At 45.8% G+C, this 16,734-nt stretch carries 15 protein-coding genes; 4 read left to right on the top strand and 11 right to left on the bottom strand.

The genetic code is table 11. The annotated features are described in order from the left end of the window. Nucleotides 1-39: 39 nt before the first annotated feature. The 3 genes from BST85_RS08405 to BST85_RS08395 are packed head-to-tail and all read right to left on the bottom strand — an operon-like array spanning nucleotide 40 to nucleotide 4,024. Nucleotides 40-2,556 (bottom strand): TonB-dependent receptor plug domain-containing protein, encoded by a 2,517-nt coding sequence (locus BST85_RS08405; protein ID WP_104812836.1) that lies wholly within the window; start codon nucleotides 2,554-2,556, stop codon nucleotides 40-42. 6 nt (nucleotides 2,557-2,562) lie between these two features. Next, the gene (locus tag BST85_RS08400) at nucleotides 2,563-3,456 is read right to left on the bottom strand and encodes a FecR family protein (protein ID WP_104812835.1); all 894 of its coding nucleotides are present in this window, start codon (nucleotides 3,454-3,456) and stop codon (nucleotides 2,563-2,565) included. A gap of 46 nt (nucleotides 3,457-3,502) precedes the next feature. Continuing rightward, nucleotides 3,503-4,024 (bottom strand): RNA polymerase sigma factor, encoded by a 522-nt coding sequence (locus tag BST85_RS08395; protein ID WP_104812834.1) that lies wholly within the window; start codon nucleotides 4,022-4,024, stop codon nucleotides 3,503-3,505. 87 nt (nucleotides 4,025-4,111) lie between these two features. On the opposite strand from BST85_RS08395, the gene BST85_RS08390 reads away from it, so the two are divergent. After that, the gene (locus BST85_RS08390; protein WP_146090687.1) at nucleotides 4,112-4,765 is read left to right on the top strand and encodes a hypothetical protein; all 654 of its coding nucleotides are present in this window, start codon (nucleotides 4,112-4,114) and stop codon (nucleotides 4,763-4,765) included. 172 nt (nucleotides 4,766-4,937) lie between these two features. Beyond that, on the top strand, nucleotides 4,938-6,791 hold the full coding sequence (locus tag BST85_RS08385; RefSeq protein WP_104812832.1) for a fasciclin domain-containing protein: 1,854 nt from the start codon (nucleotides 4,938-4,940) through the stop codon (nucleotides 6,789-6,791). A 98-nt stretch (nucleotides 6,792-6,889) separates the two neighbouring features. Here the strand turns inward: BST85_RS08385 and BST85_RS08380 are convergent, their stop codons facing one another. Together BST85_RS08380 and BST85_RS08375 are read right to left on the bottom strand one after the other, a co-directional pair. After that, nucleotides 6,890-7,405 (bottom strand): nuclear transport factor 2-like protein, encoded by a 516-nt coding sequence (locus BST85_RS08380; protein WP_104812831.1) that lies wholly within the window; start codon nucleotides 7,403-7,405, stop codon nucleotides 6,890-6,892. A 20-nt stretch (nucleotides 7,406-7,425) separates the two neighbouring features. Further along, nucleotides 7,426-8,193 carry a hypothetical protein gene (locus tag BST85_RS08375; RefSeq protein ID WP_104812830.1) on the bottom strand — a complete coding sequence of 256 codons (768 nt, stop codon included), beginning with the start codon at nucleotides 8,191-8,193 and terminating at the stop codon, nucleotides 7,426-7,428. Nucleotides 8,194-8,420: 227 nt separating this feature from the next. Here BST85_RS08375 and ffh point away from each other — a divergent pair, with 227 nt between their 5' ends. Next, nucleotides 8,421-9,749 (top strand): signal recognition particle protein, encoded by a 1,329-nt coding sequence (gene ffh, locus BST85_RS08370; protein WP_104812829.1) that lies wholly within the window; start codon nucleotides 8,421-8,423, stop codon nucleotides 9,747-9,749. A gap of 19 nt (nucleotides 9,750-9,768) precedes the next feature. Then, nucleotides 9,769-10,644 carry a bifunctional methylenetetrahydrofolate dehydrogenase/methenyltetrahydrofolate cyclohydrolase FolD gene (folD, locus tag BST85_RS08365; protein WP_104812828.1) on the top strand — a complete coding sequence of 292 codons (876 nt, stop codon included), beginning with the start codon at nucleotides 9,769-9,771 and terminating at the stop codon, nucleotides 10,642-10,644. Here folD and BST85_RS08360 read toward each other — a convergent pair. From BST85_RS08360 to BST85_RS08335, 6 genes are all read right to left on the bottom strand, one after another. Further along, entirely contained in the window at nucleotides 10,641-11,729 is a 1,089-nt protein-coding gene (locus BST85_RS08360) for an AI-2E family transporter (RefSeq protein ID WP_104812827.1), read from the bottom strand. The two genes, folD and BST85_RS08360, sit on opposite strands and share 4 nt — an antisense overlap. Before the next feature lie 43 nt (nucleotides 11,730-11,772). Beyond that, on the bottom strand, nucleotides 11,773-12,198 hold the full coding sequence (locus BST85_RS08355) for a VOC family protein (protein WP_104812826.1): 426 nt from the start codon (nucleotides 12,196-12,198) through the stop codon (nucleotides 11,773-11,775). A 2-nt stretch (nucleotides 12,199-12,200) separates the two neighbouring features. Then, a complete protein-coding gene (locus BST85_RS08350) occupies nucleotides 12,201-13,817 on the bottom strand; it encodes a class I SAM-dependent methyltransferase (RefSeq protein WP_104812825.1) in 1,617 nt (538 codons plus the stop codon). 41 nt (nucleotides 13,818-13,858) lie between these two features. After that, nucleotides 13,859-14,455 (bottom strand): hypothetical protein, encoded by a 597-nt coding sequence (locus BST85_RS08345; protein ID WP_104812824.1) that lies wholly within the window; start codon nucleotides 14,453-14,455, stop codon nucleotides 13,859-13,861. Nucleotides 14,456-14,536: 81 nt separating this feature from the next. After that, nucleotides 14,537-15,109, bottom strand: coding sequence for a hypothetical protein (locus BST85_RS08340; protein WP_104812823.1), 573 nt, complete (start codon nucleotides 15,107-15,109; stop codon nucleotides 14,537-14,539). A gap of 15 nt (nucleotides 15,110-15,124) precedes the next feature. Next, complete coding sequence (locus BST85_RS08335) at nucleotides 15,125-16,657, bottom strand: helicase HerA-like domain-containing protein (protein ID WP_104812822.1); 1,533 nt, start codon at nucleotides 16,655-16,657, stop codon at nucleotides 15,125-15,127. Nucleotides 16,658-16,734: the final 77 nt, after the last annotated feature.

The following is a 16,734-nucleotide window of genomic DNA, read 5'->3' as shown; positions in this document are numbered from 1 at the left end:
AGGATATTGATTGACGTGGATTAAAGATAGCTATTTCACTTAGAATTCGATCCGAAAACTGGCGTTAGGGGTAAAGCTCAATGAGAGCTCATTTACCTCCTCTATTTCTCCTGCAGAATTGATCCTGTAAAAGTTGTTGACCACATTCTCATTATCGAAAAGATTCCAGACTGAGAGTCCGGCAAAAGCCTTGATCTTTGATCCGATCATAAACCGATAGGTGCCGGAGAGATCTACCCTGAAATAATCGTCGATATTGTCGCTGTTAGGAGGTTGAAAGTTGATCTGTCCGTCGATTATCTCTTCACCGGGAACGGGTCTGGTAGTGGGCTTTCCACTGTGCCAGTTCAGGCCAGCGGCTAATTTAAAATCCTTCCAGCTGTAATTGATACCATAACTGAGTGTGTGGGTAACATCCAGGTTGTTGTGAAATTCACTTGGGTTTAATTCCGGAAACCGATAGCTATTATCCGCAAAGGAATATCCCAACCAGGTATTGATCTTCTGGAAGCGTTTATCGATCAGGAGATCTACACCTTTTACCGTATATCTTCCTGTTGTTCTGACGTTTTGAAATTGATTTTGAAAACCTTGGCTTTGAGCCGAAATTCCATCGATCTCCTTTAAATAGGGCTCTACGCTTAACTGCCAGCCCTGATTCACATAGATGAGGTCCAGGGAAATTTGCCGTCCCATGATAATGGGCAAAACATCTGGAGAAGACAATACCCATCTTCGGTTCTCCACACCCAAGAAGTCCGATTGGAAATCGATGATTTGGGAAGTAGTCTGGCTCTTGATCTCGGAAAGAAGTTCCAAGCTCAACCGGTCACTAAAACGATGATTGATCCTCAGACGTGGTTCGACCTTGATCTCATCAAATTTTCCAATATGATTGAACCGGATTCCGCCAGATAATACGGTCTTATTGTCATTGGTCACATAGGTAGCATCCGCGAACAGACTATTGGTTCGGATCACTTGTTTATCGGTCCTTTCGAAGTCGGGATTGTTGATCCGTTCGAAATTGGTGATACCCGTTTCGTTGAATTGATAACCCAACTCTAGTGCAAATCTTGCCGTTAAATCGTAGATACCACGCACTCTAAACCCAGTTTCTTCAACTTGGTTCTGCTGCACTAGCTCCTGATTGTTGATCACGTCTACGTTGCGAGCTTCCAGATCGTAATTACTGCCATACCATTGAAAAATGGTCCGAAAGTCCGGGCTCCAGTCTCGTCGATAGAAGAATCCTCCGGACAGGTTGTTCTGGTCCAGGTTACTTCCCCTGGATTCCAACATACCATCCACGTTGGCATTTTCCAGGAAGGTCAAGTCGTTACCCAGGACCAAGAAGTTGGCCCTGATATAGTCTTTTTCTGTTGGTTGATACAACAGTCTGAGATAGGTATCAAAAAAGTTGAAGGCGTCATCCGAAACGGACTCGCTATCACTTTCTGATATCACTTCGGTATTTTGGAATACCCGGTCAAAATAGGCGTTGAAAGTAGGAGTCTCCACCAGGCCATTGATGGATGTTCTTCCTGAAACCTGCAAGGAAGCCTTTTCTCCAAGTGGTACGTCTACCCAGGCATCAGCACTGATTAGATTTGTTCCTGCTCCTGCCCTGAATTCTTTGTTGATCTCCTCCTCTCCGCGCATCGAAATGATACCCGAAACTCCATCACCGAAACGGGACGGGGAGCCGTTCTTGATAACCGAGACCTCGGTGGTCAGAAAGGGGTTGAACGCAGAGATCAATCCGAAGAAGTGTCCGCTTTGATACATTTTAACTCCGTCCAAAAGGATGAGGTTCTGGTCGTTGGTGCCACCACGGATATTGATATCGGAAACCCGCTCATTTACGGATTGTATCCCAGGTAAGGCTTGTATGGTTTGCAGGACATCGGGTTCGATCAGCCCGGGTAAAATGTCGAAATCGTCATAATTGATTAACAGTGAACCATCCAGGCGTTTCTCTATCCCCTTGGCCAGGAAGTTTAGCAGATAAACTTCTTCCAGGGCTTGGGGTAGTGGAGTCATCACCAATCTGGGGCATGCCGCTTCATCCAAGTTGCCAGCAGTAATGAGGATGGGGTTGTAGCCTGACATGGTAATCGATATCTCTTCACTGGGCTTGGCTACAAGGCCACGGAACATGCCACTTTCCGGCACCGTCATAATTTGATAGGCCGTTCTTACGGTAGCTCCGGTTACCACCTGTTCGGACTCCCGCCCGATCAGTACCCCACAGTAGGAGGTTAGATCAGGTTTAGTTGCTACGGCAACTGTTAGATCCGGCAGCAATGTATAGTCGAATAGGGTGAGTTCGGACAGTAAATCCAGATACTCATTGAGGTTATTGCGTTGTTCCGGTAGCACATAGTGATGGGTCAGGTCACTGTCCTGATAGGAAAAGTTACAACCAAAAAGCTGTTCTAAAGACTGAAAGAATTGAGTAAGGGGTACCTCCCGGTTTTCGCTTTGCGCCTGTAACAGGTTGAGTGAGGAGATGCAGAAAAAGAGAATAATGAAATGCCTTTTCAGTGACGGCACGTCAATCTATTTTAAGGTCACGGAATTCTCTTTTACCTCAAAGGTCAGGGATAACGGAATGCTTATGGCTCTAAGGGCTGTTTCGAGATCCTCGTGGGTGAAACTTCCCGTAAAAATAACACTTTTATCGATTTCAGTAGCCTCTATCTCAATGGCATATTGCCGCTCTAATTCGCTTAAGACACTAGACAGCGGTACACTCTTGAAGATCGATTTGTTGGCAACCCAGGCCGGATTCGTCATTGAGGTCTCTTCCCAATGCGGCTGCCCGTTGACCAGTCTGAAGGAATTGCCGGCAGACAGCTTATAATTGGAAGCTCCAAACTTCACTTCCACTAAACCGTCAAAGCAAGTGACCTCAAACCAATTATCGCGGTTCTTTACATTGAATCGAGTTCCCAAGACTTGGATCGTTCCAACTGAAGTCTCTACAGTAAAGGTTTTTCCTTCCTCGACCTCGAACAAGGCTTCCCCATTCAAACGAACAGCTCTAACATCATCCCAGTTTTGGTCGTACTCCAGAGAAGATCCCGCATTTAAGACGACTTCAGAACTATCTGGCAGAGTAAGTTCCGTTTTTTCTCCCATGGCCGTCATCACCTGGACCATTCCGGAGTTATTGGATACAACCCAAAAAAGCCCAAGGGCAATCACTGCAACTGCAGCAACGCTAACAACAGCACGACGCCAGTTCCAGAGACTTTTCTCACGGACCTGATCCCGCTTTGCTTTAAGCTTTTGGTAAGAAAGCGCCACATCCAGTTCAGGTTTCTGAACTAATTCAGCAGCCTGATCTATCCTTGACAACGAACCAAAGGCGTTTGATGCTTCAAACGCCTTGAGCTCGTCAGCGGTTAGCTCATGGTCTAACCATTTGGAAATTAAATCTTTCTTTTTCATACCTAATTTCAAGTATAGAACAACCGAGGGACGTTTTTTCCTACCATTATTCCAGAATTTCTCCCAATTCCTTCAATATTTTGTCTAAGGCTGTATAGATGCGCTTTTCGACCGCTTTCCGAGATATGTCCAGCATGTCCGCTATTTCCTGATGTTTTTTGCCTTCGACACGGTTCAACAAAAATGCTATTCTTTGTCCTTCGGGAAGCTTGTTCAGTGCCTCTTGGAATCGTTCTAAATATTCTTCCTCCACCAGTTCAGTATGAGGGGTTTTGTTGGTTTCGCTGCGTTTGGGGATTTGCTTGAACTTGTAGACCACCTTATTGTGTTTGAGTTCGTTTAGCACCAGGTTATTGGCTACGGTAAACAAATAGGACTTGGCCTTTTCCGGAGGTACACTGTCACAGTTCTGCCATAGCTTCATGAAGGCTTCATGAACCTTGTCCTCGGGATTGACCTGGTTGCCGTATTTAAAATAAATGAAGTCGTGCAGATCTTTTGCAAGTCGTTGATACAATTGACTGTAGATCTGTTCCTGACATACATTTTCAAACAACTTTTTTTCCATAGCATTTTGCCAGTGGCTAAAGATAGAAAGAAATTCACGGTAGGAATTCTATGTCCTAAATTGTTATATTACAGAAAAATCACCGCCATGAAGAGAGTTCTGGGATTGATGATAGTGTGTGCCTTGTTTGCCTGTCAACAGGAGGAATTTACAGTTATAGATGAACAAGATCAAAACAATGAAGAAGGGTTGGCCTTGCAGCTTAGATCCCTACTTCAAAATGTGACCTCTCACGACGGGACCTTCGACGATGTGGTAGATCGTTCCAGTTGTTTCAGTGTTAACTTCCCTTATACCGTAATGTACAGCGGAGAGCCGTATCAGATCAATTCGGTTGCCGATCTTGTACCCTTTAATTCCAACGACGAACTGGTTCCTGTCTATCCCATTGAGATCACTTATGCGAACTATGAGTCTACGACCATAGAGGTTCACGAAGAATTCCTAACTGAGATCACCAAATGTGAGGCGGGTATTCTTTACGATCAGCGAGTGACTTGCATCGACTTGGTCTATCCAATTCGCCTGGCCATTTACGATGCCACCCAGGGTAGTTTTGAAACTGTTTCATTAGACCATGACAAGCAGACCTTCCAATGGCTTGACGACTTTCCTACCAACATACTTGTCAATATGAATTATCCCATGGAAGTAATCTGGGAAACAGGTACTACTCAACTCATAGAAGATGACGCCGCTCTAGAACAAGTGATTCTGGATGCCATCGACCTCTGTAACTAAAATTTGGCAAAAAACTACGCTAGACCCCTATTTATAGGCTTTTACAGTGTTTAATCTTTTTATATAAAGATTGAACAAAAAGTTAAAGTATTATTAAACTGGGGGATTTCGGGTAGTAAAAAATGCCCTTTGTTTGTTTCATAAGCAGTTAATCAAGCTAAAAAAATGCATTATGAAAAAACTATTTAAATGGGCATTTGTTGCCTTTTTAGCGATCACCGTTGTAGCATGTAGCAATGACGATGATAACAATCCGACCAATCCGGATTCCTCTGATTTCACAATCACGAACATTTTACAAAGTAATTCCGACTACACCTCATTGGTCGCGGCACTGAATAGAGCTGGGCTGACAGGGGCACTGGATGGGGTAGAGGAGCGAACTTTATTTGCGCCAACCAACGCAGCCTTCGAACAATTCTTGAATGATAATGGTTTCCCAAGTCTGGAGGAAGTGCCAGTTGATGTTTTGACAGAGACATTACTTAACCACGTAGTGAACGGCTCTGCATTTTCTACAGACCTTACAACTGGATATTTGAACTCCCTAGCCTCATTCGGAGATACTGGATTTAACCTAAGCCTGTTTGTCGACCTAAGCTCTGGCATACGAGTTAACGGAGTATCTTCTGTCGTAGTCGCCAATGCTGATGTAGAGGCAAGTAATGGTGTAATCCACCAGGTGGATGCCGTTATCGGTATACCTACAGTTGTTACTCAGGCTACTGCAAATCCAGATTTTTCTGTTTTAGTTGAAGCCTTAGTCGCTGGTTCTACGAACGGTGTAGACTATGTTGCTCTGTTATCGGGAACTGAAGGCTCTCCCTTTACTGTATTTGCCCCAACAAACGATGCTTTTGCTGGTTTGCTAGAAGCTCTTGGCCTGGATTCCCTGGACCAGATCCCAGTAGACCTATTGCAAACGGTCTTAAATTATCACGTAATTGCCGCTTCCAATGTCCGCGCAGGAGACCTGTCTGAAGGGGCAGAGGTAACTACTTTCCAAGGAGAAGACATCCTGATCACATTGGATGGAGGTCCTGGTATCATTGATGCTACTGGAATTAAAGCTAACATCATTGCAACTGACGTTCAGTCTTCAAATGGTATTGTTCACGCAATAGATAAAGTGATCTTGCCACAAGAGGCGATCGATGTTGTGAACCCAACAATTGCTGGCTTGGCCATGATGAACGCAGACCTTTCGATTTTGGTTGATGCCCTGGGACGTGCCGGTTTGGTTGATACGCTAAATGACCGAAATGCAGAATTCACTGTTTTCGCTCCGACCAATACTGCTTTCCTGGCCTTTTTGGACAGCCTAGGATTAGATAGCTTGGACGATGTTCCAGTCGATGTATTGACGCAAGTACTTCTGAACCATGTTCTTACCGGAACAGCTCTTTCAACTGATCTTTCTACTGGCTATGTGAGCAGCTTGGCTACATTCGGAGGAGAAGATAACCTGAGCATGTATATCAGTACTGCAGATGGTGTTCGCATCAATGGAGTTTCTTCTGTTGCAGCTGCGGACCAAACTGCGGCCAACGGAGTAGTACACGTTGTCGATGCTGTTATCGGTCTTCCAACGGTAGTTACATTCGCCACTGCGGATCCAACTTTTGAGACCCTTGTTGCTGCGCTGACGAGAGAAGATCAACCTGATTTTGCTGGGATACTGAGTACGCCAAACGGAACAGAGCCTGCACCCTTTACTGTATTTGCCCCAACCAACGATGCCTTTGGCGATCTGTTGGCCGAGCTAGGACTAGGTGGTCTAGGTGACCTGGATACTGCCACGCTGACCGCGACACTCAACTACCACGTCATTGGTGGAGCCAATGTACGTGAGGAGGACTTGTCTAGTGGAGATGTAGGTACCCTGGGAGGAAATATCACCATCAATGCAGCTGCAGCTACTATCACTGATCCAAACGGACGTGTGATCAATATCGTAGTGACAAACGTTCAAGCAGCTAACGGAGTTGTGCACGTGATCAACCGAGTGATCCTTCCTCCGCTGTAAGCAAAATTCATAATTTGATTGGTTAGTTTTATTATGAATGAGAACCGCTCCCAGGTGCCCAGGGAGCGGTTCCGCTTTTATAGGAATTCGATCATTGATTATTCAGGCTCCTCCGGTTCAGACTGTGCTTGCTGAGCGAGTTCCTGCATAGCCATCATCATCTGTGAATTGTCCCAATAACCGTATTCACTGACGATCTTACCATCCACAAAACGAGCGGTGATATGAACCGGAATAATGATCTCTTTGGCGTTTGCGATCATAGTTCCTTTCCAGACTCCCCAGAAATTGACCCAAGTTTCACCTTTATCAGTTATCACCATTTCGTATTCAGAACGGTCTTCGACAAAACTGTAGTCATTGAAATTGCTCAACAAAGCCTGGGTGTCACCCAGCCGTTGTCCCGGACTGATAGGTTCGTCCCAGGTGTTGTGATATAGTTTGGCCGTATCGGAGTACCGAGCCTGGAAGGTGTCCCAGTTACCCGCAACATAATCGGCCACCAGGCCTTTCACCTCGTTTATCTCTGGTGAGTCTTGGGTATATCGAATTTCAGCTTCTTTACAAGAGATGGCCCCAACAAGGACCAGTCCTAAAATGATCAATTTTCTCATAGTTGGTTAATAAGGGTTAGTTAGTTATTTGCGGGAGCGTAAGACAGGTCAGGTCTCATGTACCCGCGCATGGGCTCCATATCTGAAATGATGGTCATTAATTCGGCATTTAGGGCGGCGCCTTCTTCCCCCAGTAGTTGCATGTTTTCTGCATTCATGGTTTCAAAATGAGCCGGACTCTGCGCAGCTATGGCCACCAGGAAGAAAGTTGCCGGTGCCCCAAATCCACTGCGGTAGACTTTATAATGCATCTTGGAATTATTCTTAGCGAAAAGTGCTTTAAAGCGCTTGGCGACATCGTTTGCCTTGCTGTAATTCTCCGGGGAAACATAATAAAGCGTATTGCTCCTGTAGTTCATACCTTCTGGCATTTGAGTCATTCCGCCCGGCATATAGCTCAATTCCGGATCCAGGTTCAATACATAATCGATATGATCGGTATAGCACTTATCCATTCGACTCATCATGGAACCAAAAGCTTCCATCCCCATCTTTTCCTGCATTTCGGCAAAACTATTCTTGTCTAGTGCCGCCATGTTCTCAATACCTCCGATATAGGCATAGCGAAAATCGTCGGTGGCCATGGTGATGAAAGAAAGGTCTGAAATATTGTTCTTCTTGCAGGCTTCGACAAACTCCTTGGATACCTGTTCATATTCTTGAAGCATTGCAGGTTTTACATGGTCCTCGTGTACCCAAAACGCTTGATAGTCTCCTTGGGCCAGCCCCAGGTTGATACATAACAGGCATAGGACCCATTGCATGGATTTTTTAATGGTTGTTTTCATTATATGAGAGTATTGGTTAATAGTCGATCACTCGGTGCAGAAGTCCGAAAATGGAGCAATCAACCACAAACTAAGTAGTCCGGGAATTGGATTGGTAGAATTAGGAAATAAAAGCGGGTAAGTGTCGGTTTGTCAGGCACTTAAATATACGACAAAATTTCGTATTCCTCCGAAGTCGGCAGCGGCTTAATTTGTATCTTTGCCTTTCGCAAAAATGCTGATAGCAGATGTTCGATAATTTAAGTGATAAGTTAGATAAGGCCTTACATGTTTTAAAAGGTCACGGAAGCATTACCGAGGTCAATGTAGCCGAAACCTTGAAAGAGGTTAGACGGGCATTGCTAGATGCTGATGTCAACTTTAAAATAGCCAAGGATTTCACCAATCGGGTGAAGGAAAAGGCACTGGGACAAAACGTACTGACTTCCCTGAAACCGAGTCAATTGATGGTCAAGATCGTCAAGGACGAGCTGACCGAGTTGATGGGAGGAGATGCAGCAGGAATAAATCTGAGTGCTAGCCCTTCAGTGATACTGATGTCGGGTCTGCAGGGTAGTGGTAAGACCACCTTTTCGGGTAAACTGGCCAACTATCTGAAATCCAAGAAATCCAAAAAGCCGCTATTAGTTGCTTGTGATGTCTATCGTCCTGCCGCCATTAATCAGTTGCATGTGGTTGGAGAACAGATCGGGGTAGAAGTTTACAGCGAAGAGGGTAATATGGATCCGGTTGTAATTGCCACCAATGCCATTGCCCATGCTAAGCAAAACGGTCACAATGTGGTCATCGTGGATACTGCCGGACGTTTGGCTGTGGATGAAGAAATGATGACGGAGATCGCTAACATCCACTCTGCCATTCAGCCACAGGAGACCTTATTCGTAGTCGATTCCATGACGGGTCAGGATGCGGTCAATACAGCAAAGGCATTTAACGATCGCCTCAATTTCGATGGTGTAATTCTTACCAAACTTGACGGTGATACCCGTGGTGGTGCCGCCATTTCGATCAAGAGTGTGGTTAACAAACCCATTAAATTCATCGGTACAGGTGAAAAAATGGATGCTATCGATGTCTTCTATCCTGAAAGGATGGCCGATCGTATCCTGGGGATGGGAGATGTTGTTTCCTTAGTAGAACGTGCCCAGGAACAGTTTGATGAGGAAGAGGCCCGTAAGCTGCAGAAGAAGATCGCCAAGAACCAATTTGGATTTGACGATTTCCTGAAGCAGATCCAACAGGTCAAGAAAATGGGGAACATGAAGGACCTGATCGGGATGATTCCCGGAGCGGGTAAAGCCATGAAAGATGTGGATATAGACGACGATGCTTTTAAGCATGTTGAAGCCATTATTCACTCCATGACCCCGGAAGAAAGGACCAGTCCAACCCTGATCAATGGGAGCCGAAAGAAGCGTATTGCCAAGGGAAGTGGAACATCGGTTCAGCAGGTCAATCAATTGTTGAAACAATTTGATCAAATGGCCAAGATGATGAAGATGATGCAGGGAGGCGGCGGCCGCAAGATGATGCAGATGATGAACAAAATGCGATAATCAAACCCAAATTGCACCTATGGTAATACTGGATGGAAAAAAACTGAGCAACGATATCAAGAACGAGATCACCGAAGTGGTCTCGGGAATGAAGGATAGGGGCGAAAAGGTCCCACATTTAGCGGCCGTTCTGGTTGGTAATGATGGAGCCAGTTTAACCTATGTAGGAAGTAAGGTGCGCGCTTGTGAGCGCATTGGGTTCGAATCGACCCTCATTCATCTGCCAGAGACCACTACCGAAGAAGAATTGCTGAAACAAGTTCGCGAACTCAATGCCAACGACGACATTGATGGTTACATTGTTCAGTTGCCTTTGCCAAAACAAATTGATGCTCAAAAGGTGTTAATGGCTGTTGATCCGGATAAGGATGTGGATGGTTTTCATCCGACCAACTTTGGGAAGATGTCTCTGGAGATGGAGACCTTTGTGCCTGCAACACCGGCAGGTATCATGGAAATGCTGAAGCGATATAAAGTGGATACACAGGGTAAACACGTTGTGGTTATCGGACGAAGTAATATTGTGGGCCGGCCCATGAGCATACTTTTGAGCAAGAAGGGAAATCCCGGTAATGCGACCGTTACCCTTACCCATAGCCGGACACAGAACCTGGAAGAATTCACCCGTTCTGCAGACATAATCGTGACCGCTTTGGGAGTTCCGGAATTCCTGAAGGCGAGTATGATTAAAGATGGTGCCGTGATAATCGATGTGGGTATTACCCGTGTTGTGGATGAAGAAGCTACCCGTGGCTACGTATTGAAAGGTGATGTAGATTATGATGCCGTCAAAGAGAAAGCCTCCTTTATCACACCGGTACCTGGCGGTGTAGGTCCCATGACCATCGCCATGTTGCTCAGCAATACCTTATTGGCCAGGAAGCGACGATCCTAATCTGAGGGATCGGTCAAATCCTCCGACGCATCCTGGATCTCAGAAACTTTCACTTCCTCTTTAATCGGTTCATTCTGGCCATACTCCTTGTGATAGATCTTAAGCAGCAGCAGGAAAAGACTGATCATCAGGGGACCGAAGATTAGCCCGATAAATCCAAACAAAGGTACACCGACTACGATCCCGACCAGGGTGATCAGCGGATGGACATCATCCAATTTCTTCAGTAGGTACAAACGGACCAGATTATCTGAAGTACCAACCACGACTATACCGTAGATCAGTACGCCCCAAGCCGCGAAATTATCCCCAGCAGATAACGAAATGATAAACACGGGTACTATGCCAATTGCCGTACCCACATAAGGAATGGTGGATCCTATTGTCACAATGACCGCCCAGAAAAACGGCTCGTCTGTACCAAAGATCAGGAATCCAATCAAAGCAAAGATCCCTTGAATAATAGCCACTAACGGTATGCCGATGGCATTGGATTTTACCATGGCTTGAATTTCCTCACTGATCAATTCCATATTTTCCTTGCTGAACGGCAGGCTGCTGAAAATGGGTGATCTTCTGAAGGCTCGTTCCGTAAGCAGGTAGAACAATATGAAATACATCAAACCAACGGCAAGAATGGCATTGAAGGTTCCCCCAGCAACACTCTGCAAATTAGAGGTCAACCAACTGGTAATAGCACCAATATCCAGATCAGACCCCAAAGGAATACCCAAATAGGTCTCGACCTCGTTTAAGTTCTTTTGGAAAATACTGATAACCCGTTCCGAATTCTGTACAGCTTTAGCCACCTTACTGCCAAGCATGGCAAAGACTCCGGAAAGTGGTAATAGGATTACAAAGAATGAAAGAATACATAATATGGTGGCCGTAAAATTTCTTCCCCAACCTCGCTTAACTAACCGTACCATTGGCCCTCGCATGAGAACATACAAGGTGATCGCTCCCAGAACTCCGGAAAGATAGGGTAACAACTCCCAGAATATCAAGCCGCCAAAAATGGCAATAAGCAAAAGGACTAACAGCTGTTGAATGATCCCAACAGGAATTTGATTTGGTCGATTCATCAGATCATAAATTTAACCATTTCAAGAATTAAGGGAAAGAAGTCTATTTGGCGAATAACTGATCGATATTCTTGAAAGCTTTGAACTCCAAGGCATTTCCGGCAGGATCAGAAAAGAACATGGTTGCCTGTTCGCCAACCTCACCCTGAAAACGGATGTAGGGTTCTATGATGAATTCGATCTCTTGCTCTTTCAATCGGTTACTCAAAGCCTCAAATTGTTCCATGCTAAGGACCACACCGAAGTGAGGGACAGGGACGGCTTTTCCGTCTACCGGGTTGGTATGTAATTCGGCCCCTGGTTCCGGGTCTTTGTAGTGAATGACCAATTGATGACCAAAAAAGTTGAAATCGACCCAGTGATCACTACTGCGACCTTCCTCACAACCAATTACCTCTCGATAAAAGGATCGGTTAGTGGGTATATCGTCTACTGGTATGGCCAAATGAAAGGGTGAGATAGGTTGCATGGTCAGTTCTCTAGGGTTAAGTAATTAATACTCACTGTTGCTAATTCGTTATTCGGATATTTTGAAAAGTAATTTGGATGGGCTTTTAAACCAAGTTCCGCGATGATGCGGTTAAAGACATCCAACTCCAGAATGTATTGGTCACTGAATCCATGGGTAGCATCATAGGCCGTAGCAGCCGTTTTTCCCAGATTTGCCGCGGTAATCTCGGATGGAATCGTGTGCAGTTCGATCATCAAAAGACCAAATTTCCCAATATATGGCACCCAGTTCTGGAAATGTTCTTTGAGATTTTGTTCCACATCTGCGTTGGACAATCGTTCACCGGCATAAGCAAAAGCTCCGGTTGAGGTGCTTTTTTCAACTCTTTTGGCCTTGGGATCACTCCAGGGTCTGTTGTGATCCAGAAATGTCCTTACGTTGAGCAGGTCGCTTAGATCAATGTCGTAACTGGCCTGGATGTCACTTTCCAACTGGGCAGGATCTGCAATGTCTCCCCAGATCACCTTGGCCCAGATGTCGGCCTTAACCAGATTGGCCCTGGTTACCTTCAAAGCAGCCCGGTTGTAATCTACACCGACCAGGAAAAGTGGATGTTCTTCTAGCATCTGACCTCTTAGCGTCCGTTGTTCGATGACCTCAAAGAGGTGGATGAGGAAGGCTCCATTCCCACATCCCATGTCCAGTATTCCCTTGGGTTGTTCATGGATAGGCTTATTGAACAAGGCCATGACCACTTCATCCAGTTTTTTGAAGTAAGCCGAGTGAGCTCCTCCGCTGCCCCATACATTCATCTCTCTATCCACGTGTATTTCGGGGCTGCCTGGGATGGATCGCTTGAAAATATTGGCGTTGCCAAAGATCAACTCATCCACGCGACGGAATGTAGGGATGTAGGAGACTGTGACTCCGTAAGCAGACGATCTTCTCGCAAAGAAGAGCCCCTTGTCAGTAAATCGGTAATGTTCATTGCGTTTCTCAAACCAACCTAAAAAAGTCAGGAAATCTAAGATCTTAGAGAAGCTGATGGGGTCTTCGTGAAATTCGTCTGCCCGGAAGGAGGCCTCCATGAAGTATTTGTGAAACATACCTTCCATCCCCAGTAAAACGGTGATTGGACCGATCAAAACCCCTTCTATGTGTTTTTTGATCTGCTCTTCGATTTCGATCCGATTGCTGTCTTTGGAAACGGCATCGTAATGACCATCTATGTATTTCTGGAAGATGCGATTTAGTTCGCTGTATTGTTCCCGCTCTACATGACGGGGGTGAAAGGCCTCGGAATTCTTCATGAAATCCACCACCTCCTTATAGCGACCCATAAACTCAAACGCCAGTGAACTCCTATCATTTTTCCGCAACCTAACGATATTCTGCTCGTTGTCCAGGTGATAATCCAGCCAACCCTGAGAGGCCATCATACGCAGCCCTACATTGAGGTATCCCTCATTGCATCCGAACGATCGGGTCAGATCGCTTAGAACAATTTCCTGCTCTTGGATAAGAGTATCAAAGACCTTTCGCTCATGTAAAGCGTAGGCTACGGGAGCAACAACGATCCCGTCTAAATGCGCGAATAGCTCGGAGCGGTATTCGGACTTCTTTTGGCTGGTCAGCATAGCATAAAGCTAAGATATTCCAGTCAATTCGACCAAGTATTTCATTTGCTCGTCAGCTTTCTTCTGCAATTGATCTTCCAGGTCGGGAAACGAATCTTTTCAGAAGGATCCACCCATTCCCCCAGCCAATTGAACCCCTCTTCGCTCATGTCGCTAAACGTGATCCGATAAAATCCTTCCATGCCATTGGGTGCTGTCTGAGGTCGATAAAGCACGATGCTGTCTCCGCGCTTTCCGCCTTCCCAGGCTGGGAGGACGGTAGTGGTGCCTTTGTTGGAATAATAGTGCACATACCATTTGCTGCTATCGGCTATGAACTGCCGGATACTACCAGAATGGCCGCCATCGGCTTTGAGAGTCTCATCCTGTAAACCCCAGCCGTTCATGATATACTTGAAGGTCCATTCCATCTGAACTGGTTCTGCCCAGGATTGATCTGGATTCCTGGCCACAGAAGAGCATTCACAAGTGCCAATGAGTGTTTGCCAATCTTTGATCTCCTGCGGTGCTTCAGGGTTTGGACGACCAAAAGGGTAATCGGCATTGGGCTCGTAGTTGTATTCGGATTGTGCTGAAAGATTTAGACCAATCAGCAGAATGAAGATCTGCGAGAGTCCTCGTATCGTATTGTATTTCATGGTGGGTTGTTTGATTTGAAAGTACAAAAAAGCCTCCCGCAGAGGAGGCTATTTAATTCATTATTAACAGATTCTGTCAAATCATTCGGCGCTGTGGTCCCAGCCGATCATAAAGTATTTGAAGGTGGCGTCGTCCGGAATCTGGGTGGCTTCTATCCTCGCAGTGTAATTGTACCTGATATCCTCTGGTAGTTCCTGTTTATCTATGGTCAGATAGACGTCGCTATCCTGTAAGAAGATCACTACCGAGTTGATGGCATTTTCGATACTCTTGATCTCGTAGTTGTCCTTGATGTCCTTGAAAGTACTGCTGATGGTAAGTCCTTTTTCGGTTCTATAGCGAGGGTCGAATACCTGGACATAAGAGATCATGGAGTATGGATCGTTGGGATCTTCAGGCGAAACCAATAAGAGTTTGATTCCTCCTTTTTCGTAGATCTCTACCTCACCTTGGGTGCCTAGCGTATTACCTAAAGGAGCAGATAGCACCAAAGAGTCTCCTTCGAAAACTGAATCTACCTGGCGGATCATCAGGTCCTTGGTAAGCGGTCCAATAGCGCCATCTGAAATCAGAAATGGATCGGTATCAGGGCCGCATTGATAAAAGAGGATGGCAATCAGTCCGAGTAGGGGTAAAAGGGATGTTTTCTTCATGGTTTGATATAAGGTTTATTTGATCATTTTATTGAGTATACCGAGCACGGAACGTATTACTGTAGGCGAGGTCAGCACCTTCTCCAGGGGGCTTCTTCGTGAAGATCGTCTGGAGGAAGAAGATCTCTTCCTACCAGAAGTAGATGCTGCTTCGCGTTCCTGTCTTGCTTTTTCACGAGCCTCTTCTTCGTTGGCCCGGGCTATTTTTTCGTTCAGTAATTCGTAAGCACTTTCTCTATCGATCTCTTCGTTGTAATCCCGGATGAGCTGGGATGATCGGATCAGATCCTGCAGTTCTTTGGGCTCCAGTACATCCATCCTGCTCATAGGTGCTCGCAGAAGAGTCGCCGCCAATGGTGTTGGGATTCCCTTTTCGTTCAGGGCACTAACCAGGGCTTCACCGATTCCAAGTGAGGTGAGAACCTGGTCCGTTTCATAATAATCCGATATGGGATAGTTTTCCGCGGTCAACTTGATGGCCTTACGGTCCTTGGCCGTAAATGCGCGCAGCGCATGCTGAATCTTCAACCCCAGCTGACTCAATACTTCTTCCGGTACGTCTGTTGGGTTCTGGGTCACAAAATAGAGTCCCACTCCTTTGGATCGAATCAACTTGACGATGGATTCGATCTGATCCAGTAGGGCATCACTGGCTTCCTTGAAGATCAGGTGGGCTTCGTCTATAAAGATCACCAGTTCCGGTCTTCCGGAATCTCCCTGCTCTGGGAAACTGGAGTAGATCTCGGCCAGCAAACAAAGCATAAATGTGGAGAAGAGTTTAGGTCTGTCCTGTATATCGGTTAGCCGCACGATGTTGATATATCCTCGTCCGTTGTCGTCTACCCGGAGAAGGTCATCTGTGTCGAAAGACTTTTCACCAAAGAAGAGGTCGGCTCCCTGCTGCTCCAGTTCAACGATCTTCCTGAGAATGGCCCCAGTAGAAGCAGGCGATATTCTGCCGTATTCAGCTTGAAGTTCTTTCTTGCCTTCACCAGTTGCGTATTGAAGGACCTTTTTAAAGTCTTTCAGATCGAGCAATGGAAATTGATTATCGTCGCAATATTTGAACAATATGGAGATGATCCCCGCCTGAGTTTCTGAAACATCAAGAATACGGGAGATCAAGACAGGTCCAAACTCACTCACTGTCGCCCGCAATCTCACTCCGTCCTGTTCCGAGAGACTTAAAATCTCCACAGGAAACTCCTGGGGAGTAAAGGGGATTCCGATAGCCTGGTGTCTTTCGTCAATTTTCGGATGTCCTGGGCTCGCTTTTGCAATTCCGCTGAGGTCTCCCTTCATGTCCATCAAGAGAACGGGAATTCCGTTGTCCGATAGATTTTCTGCCAGGACCTGCAACGTTTTTGTTTTACCTGTTCCGGTGGCACCGGCAATAAGTCCGTGCCTATTCAAGGTTTTAAGTGGAACCTTGACCAAGGCATTAGTAACTGCCTCGCCGTCTAACATGGCTGCGCCCAATGTAATGGCCTCGCCCTTAGTGGTGTATCCTTGGGAGATGTGATCAAAGAATTCCTCGCGATTGGCCATGGTCCGTTGTTTGGGTTAAAAATAGGAATTGTCCTGCTGCTATAGAAATATTCCTAATTTTAAATACCAATACCTTT

It is taken from the genome of Aureitalea marina, from assembly GCF_002943755.1.
Taxonomy (GTDB): Bacteria; Bacteroidota; Bacteroidia; order Flavobacteriales; family Flavobacteriaceae; genus Aureitalea; species Aureitalea marina.
The sequence above is the reverse complement of the archived record's forward strand: the minus strand, read 5'-3'. Positions and strand labels throughout refer to the sequence as shown.

What these genes read in the sequence shown, in the direction of transcription:
- folD (WP_104812828.1), top strand. Translation starts at nt 9,769, where the DNA reads ATGGTAATACTGGATGGAAAAAAACTGAGCAACGATATCAAGAACGAG.
- BST85_RS08375 (WP_104812830.1), bottom strand. Translation starts at nt 8,193, where the DNA reads ATGAAAACAACCATTAAAAAATCCATGCAATGGGTCCTATGCCTGTTA.
- BST85_RS08395 (WP_104812834.1), bottom strand. Translation starts at nt 4,024, where the DNA reads ATGGAAAAAAAGTTGTTTGAAAATGTATGTCAGGAACAGATCTACAGT.
- BST85_RS08345 (WP_104812824.1), bottom strand. Translation starts at nt 14,455, where the DNA reads ATGAAATACAATACGATACGAGGACTCTCGCAGATCTTCATTCTGCTG.
- BST85_RS08380 (WP_104812831.1), bottom strand. Translation starts at nt 7,405, where the DNA reads ATGAGAAAATTGATCATTTTAGGACTGGTCCTTGTTGGGGCCATCTCT.
- BST85_RS08335 (WP_104812822.1), bottom strand. Translation starts at nt 16,657, where the DNA reads ATGGCCAATCGCGAGGAATTCTTTGATCACATCTCCCAAGGATACACC.
- BST85_RS08355 (WP_104812826.1), bottom strand. Translation starts at nt 12,198, where the DNA reads ATGCAACCTATCTCACCCTTTCATTTGGCCATACCAGTAGACGATATA.
- ffh (WP_104812829.1), top strand. Translation starts at nt 8,421, where the DNA reads ATGTTCGATAATTTAAGTGATAAGTTAGATAAGGCCTTACATGTTTTA.
- BST85_RS08350 (WP_104812825.1), bottom strand. Translation starts at nt 13,817, where the DNA reads ATGCTGACCAGCCAAAAGAAGTCCGAATACCGCTCCGAGCTATTCGCG.
- BST85_RS08340 (WP_104812823.1), bottom strand. Translation starts at nt 15,109, where the DNA reads ATGAAGAAAACATCCCTTTTACCCCTACTCGGACTGATTGCCATCCTC.
- BST85_RS08400 (WP_104812835.1), bottom strand. Translation starts at nt 3,456, where the DNA reads ATGAAAAAGAAAGATTTAATTTCCAAATGGTTAGACCATGAGCTAACC.
- BST85_RS08385 (WP_104812832.1), top strand. Translation starts at nt 4,938, where the DNA reads ATGAAAAAACTATTTAAATGGGCATTTGTTGCCTTTTTAGCGATCACC.
- BST85_RS08360 (WP_104812827.1), bottom strand. Translation starts at nt 11,729, where the DNA reads ATGAATCGACCAAATCAAATTCCTGTTGGGATCATTCAACAGCTGTTA.
- BST85_RS08390 (WP_146090687.1), top strand. Translation starts at nt 4,112, where the DNA reads ATGAAGAGAGTTCTGGGATTGATGATAGTGTGTGCCTTGTTTGCCTGT.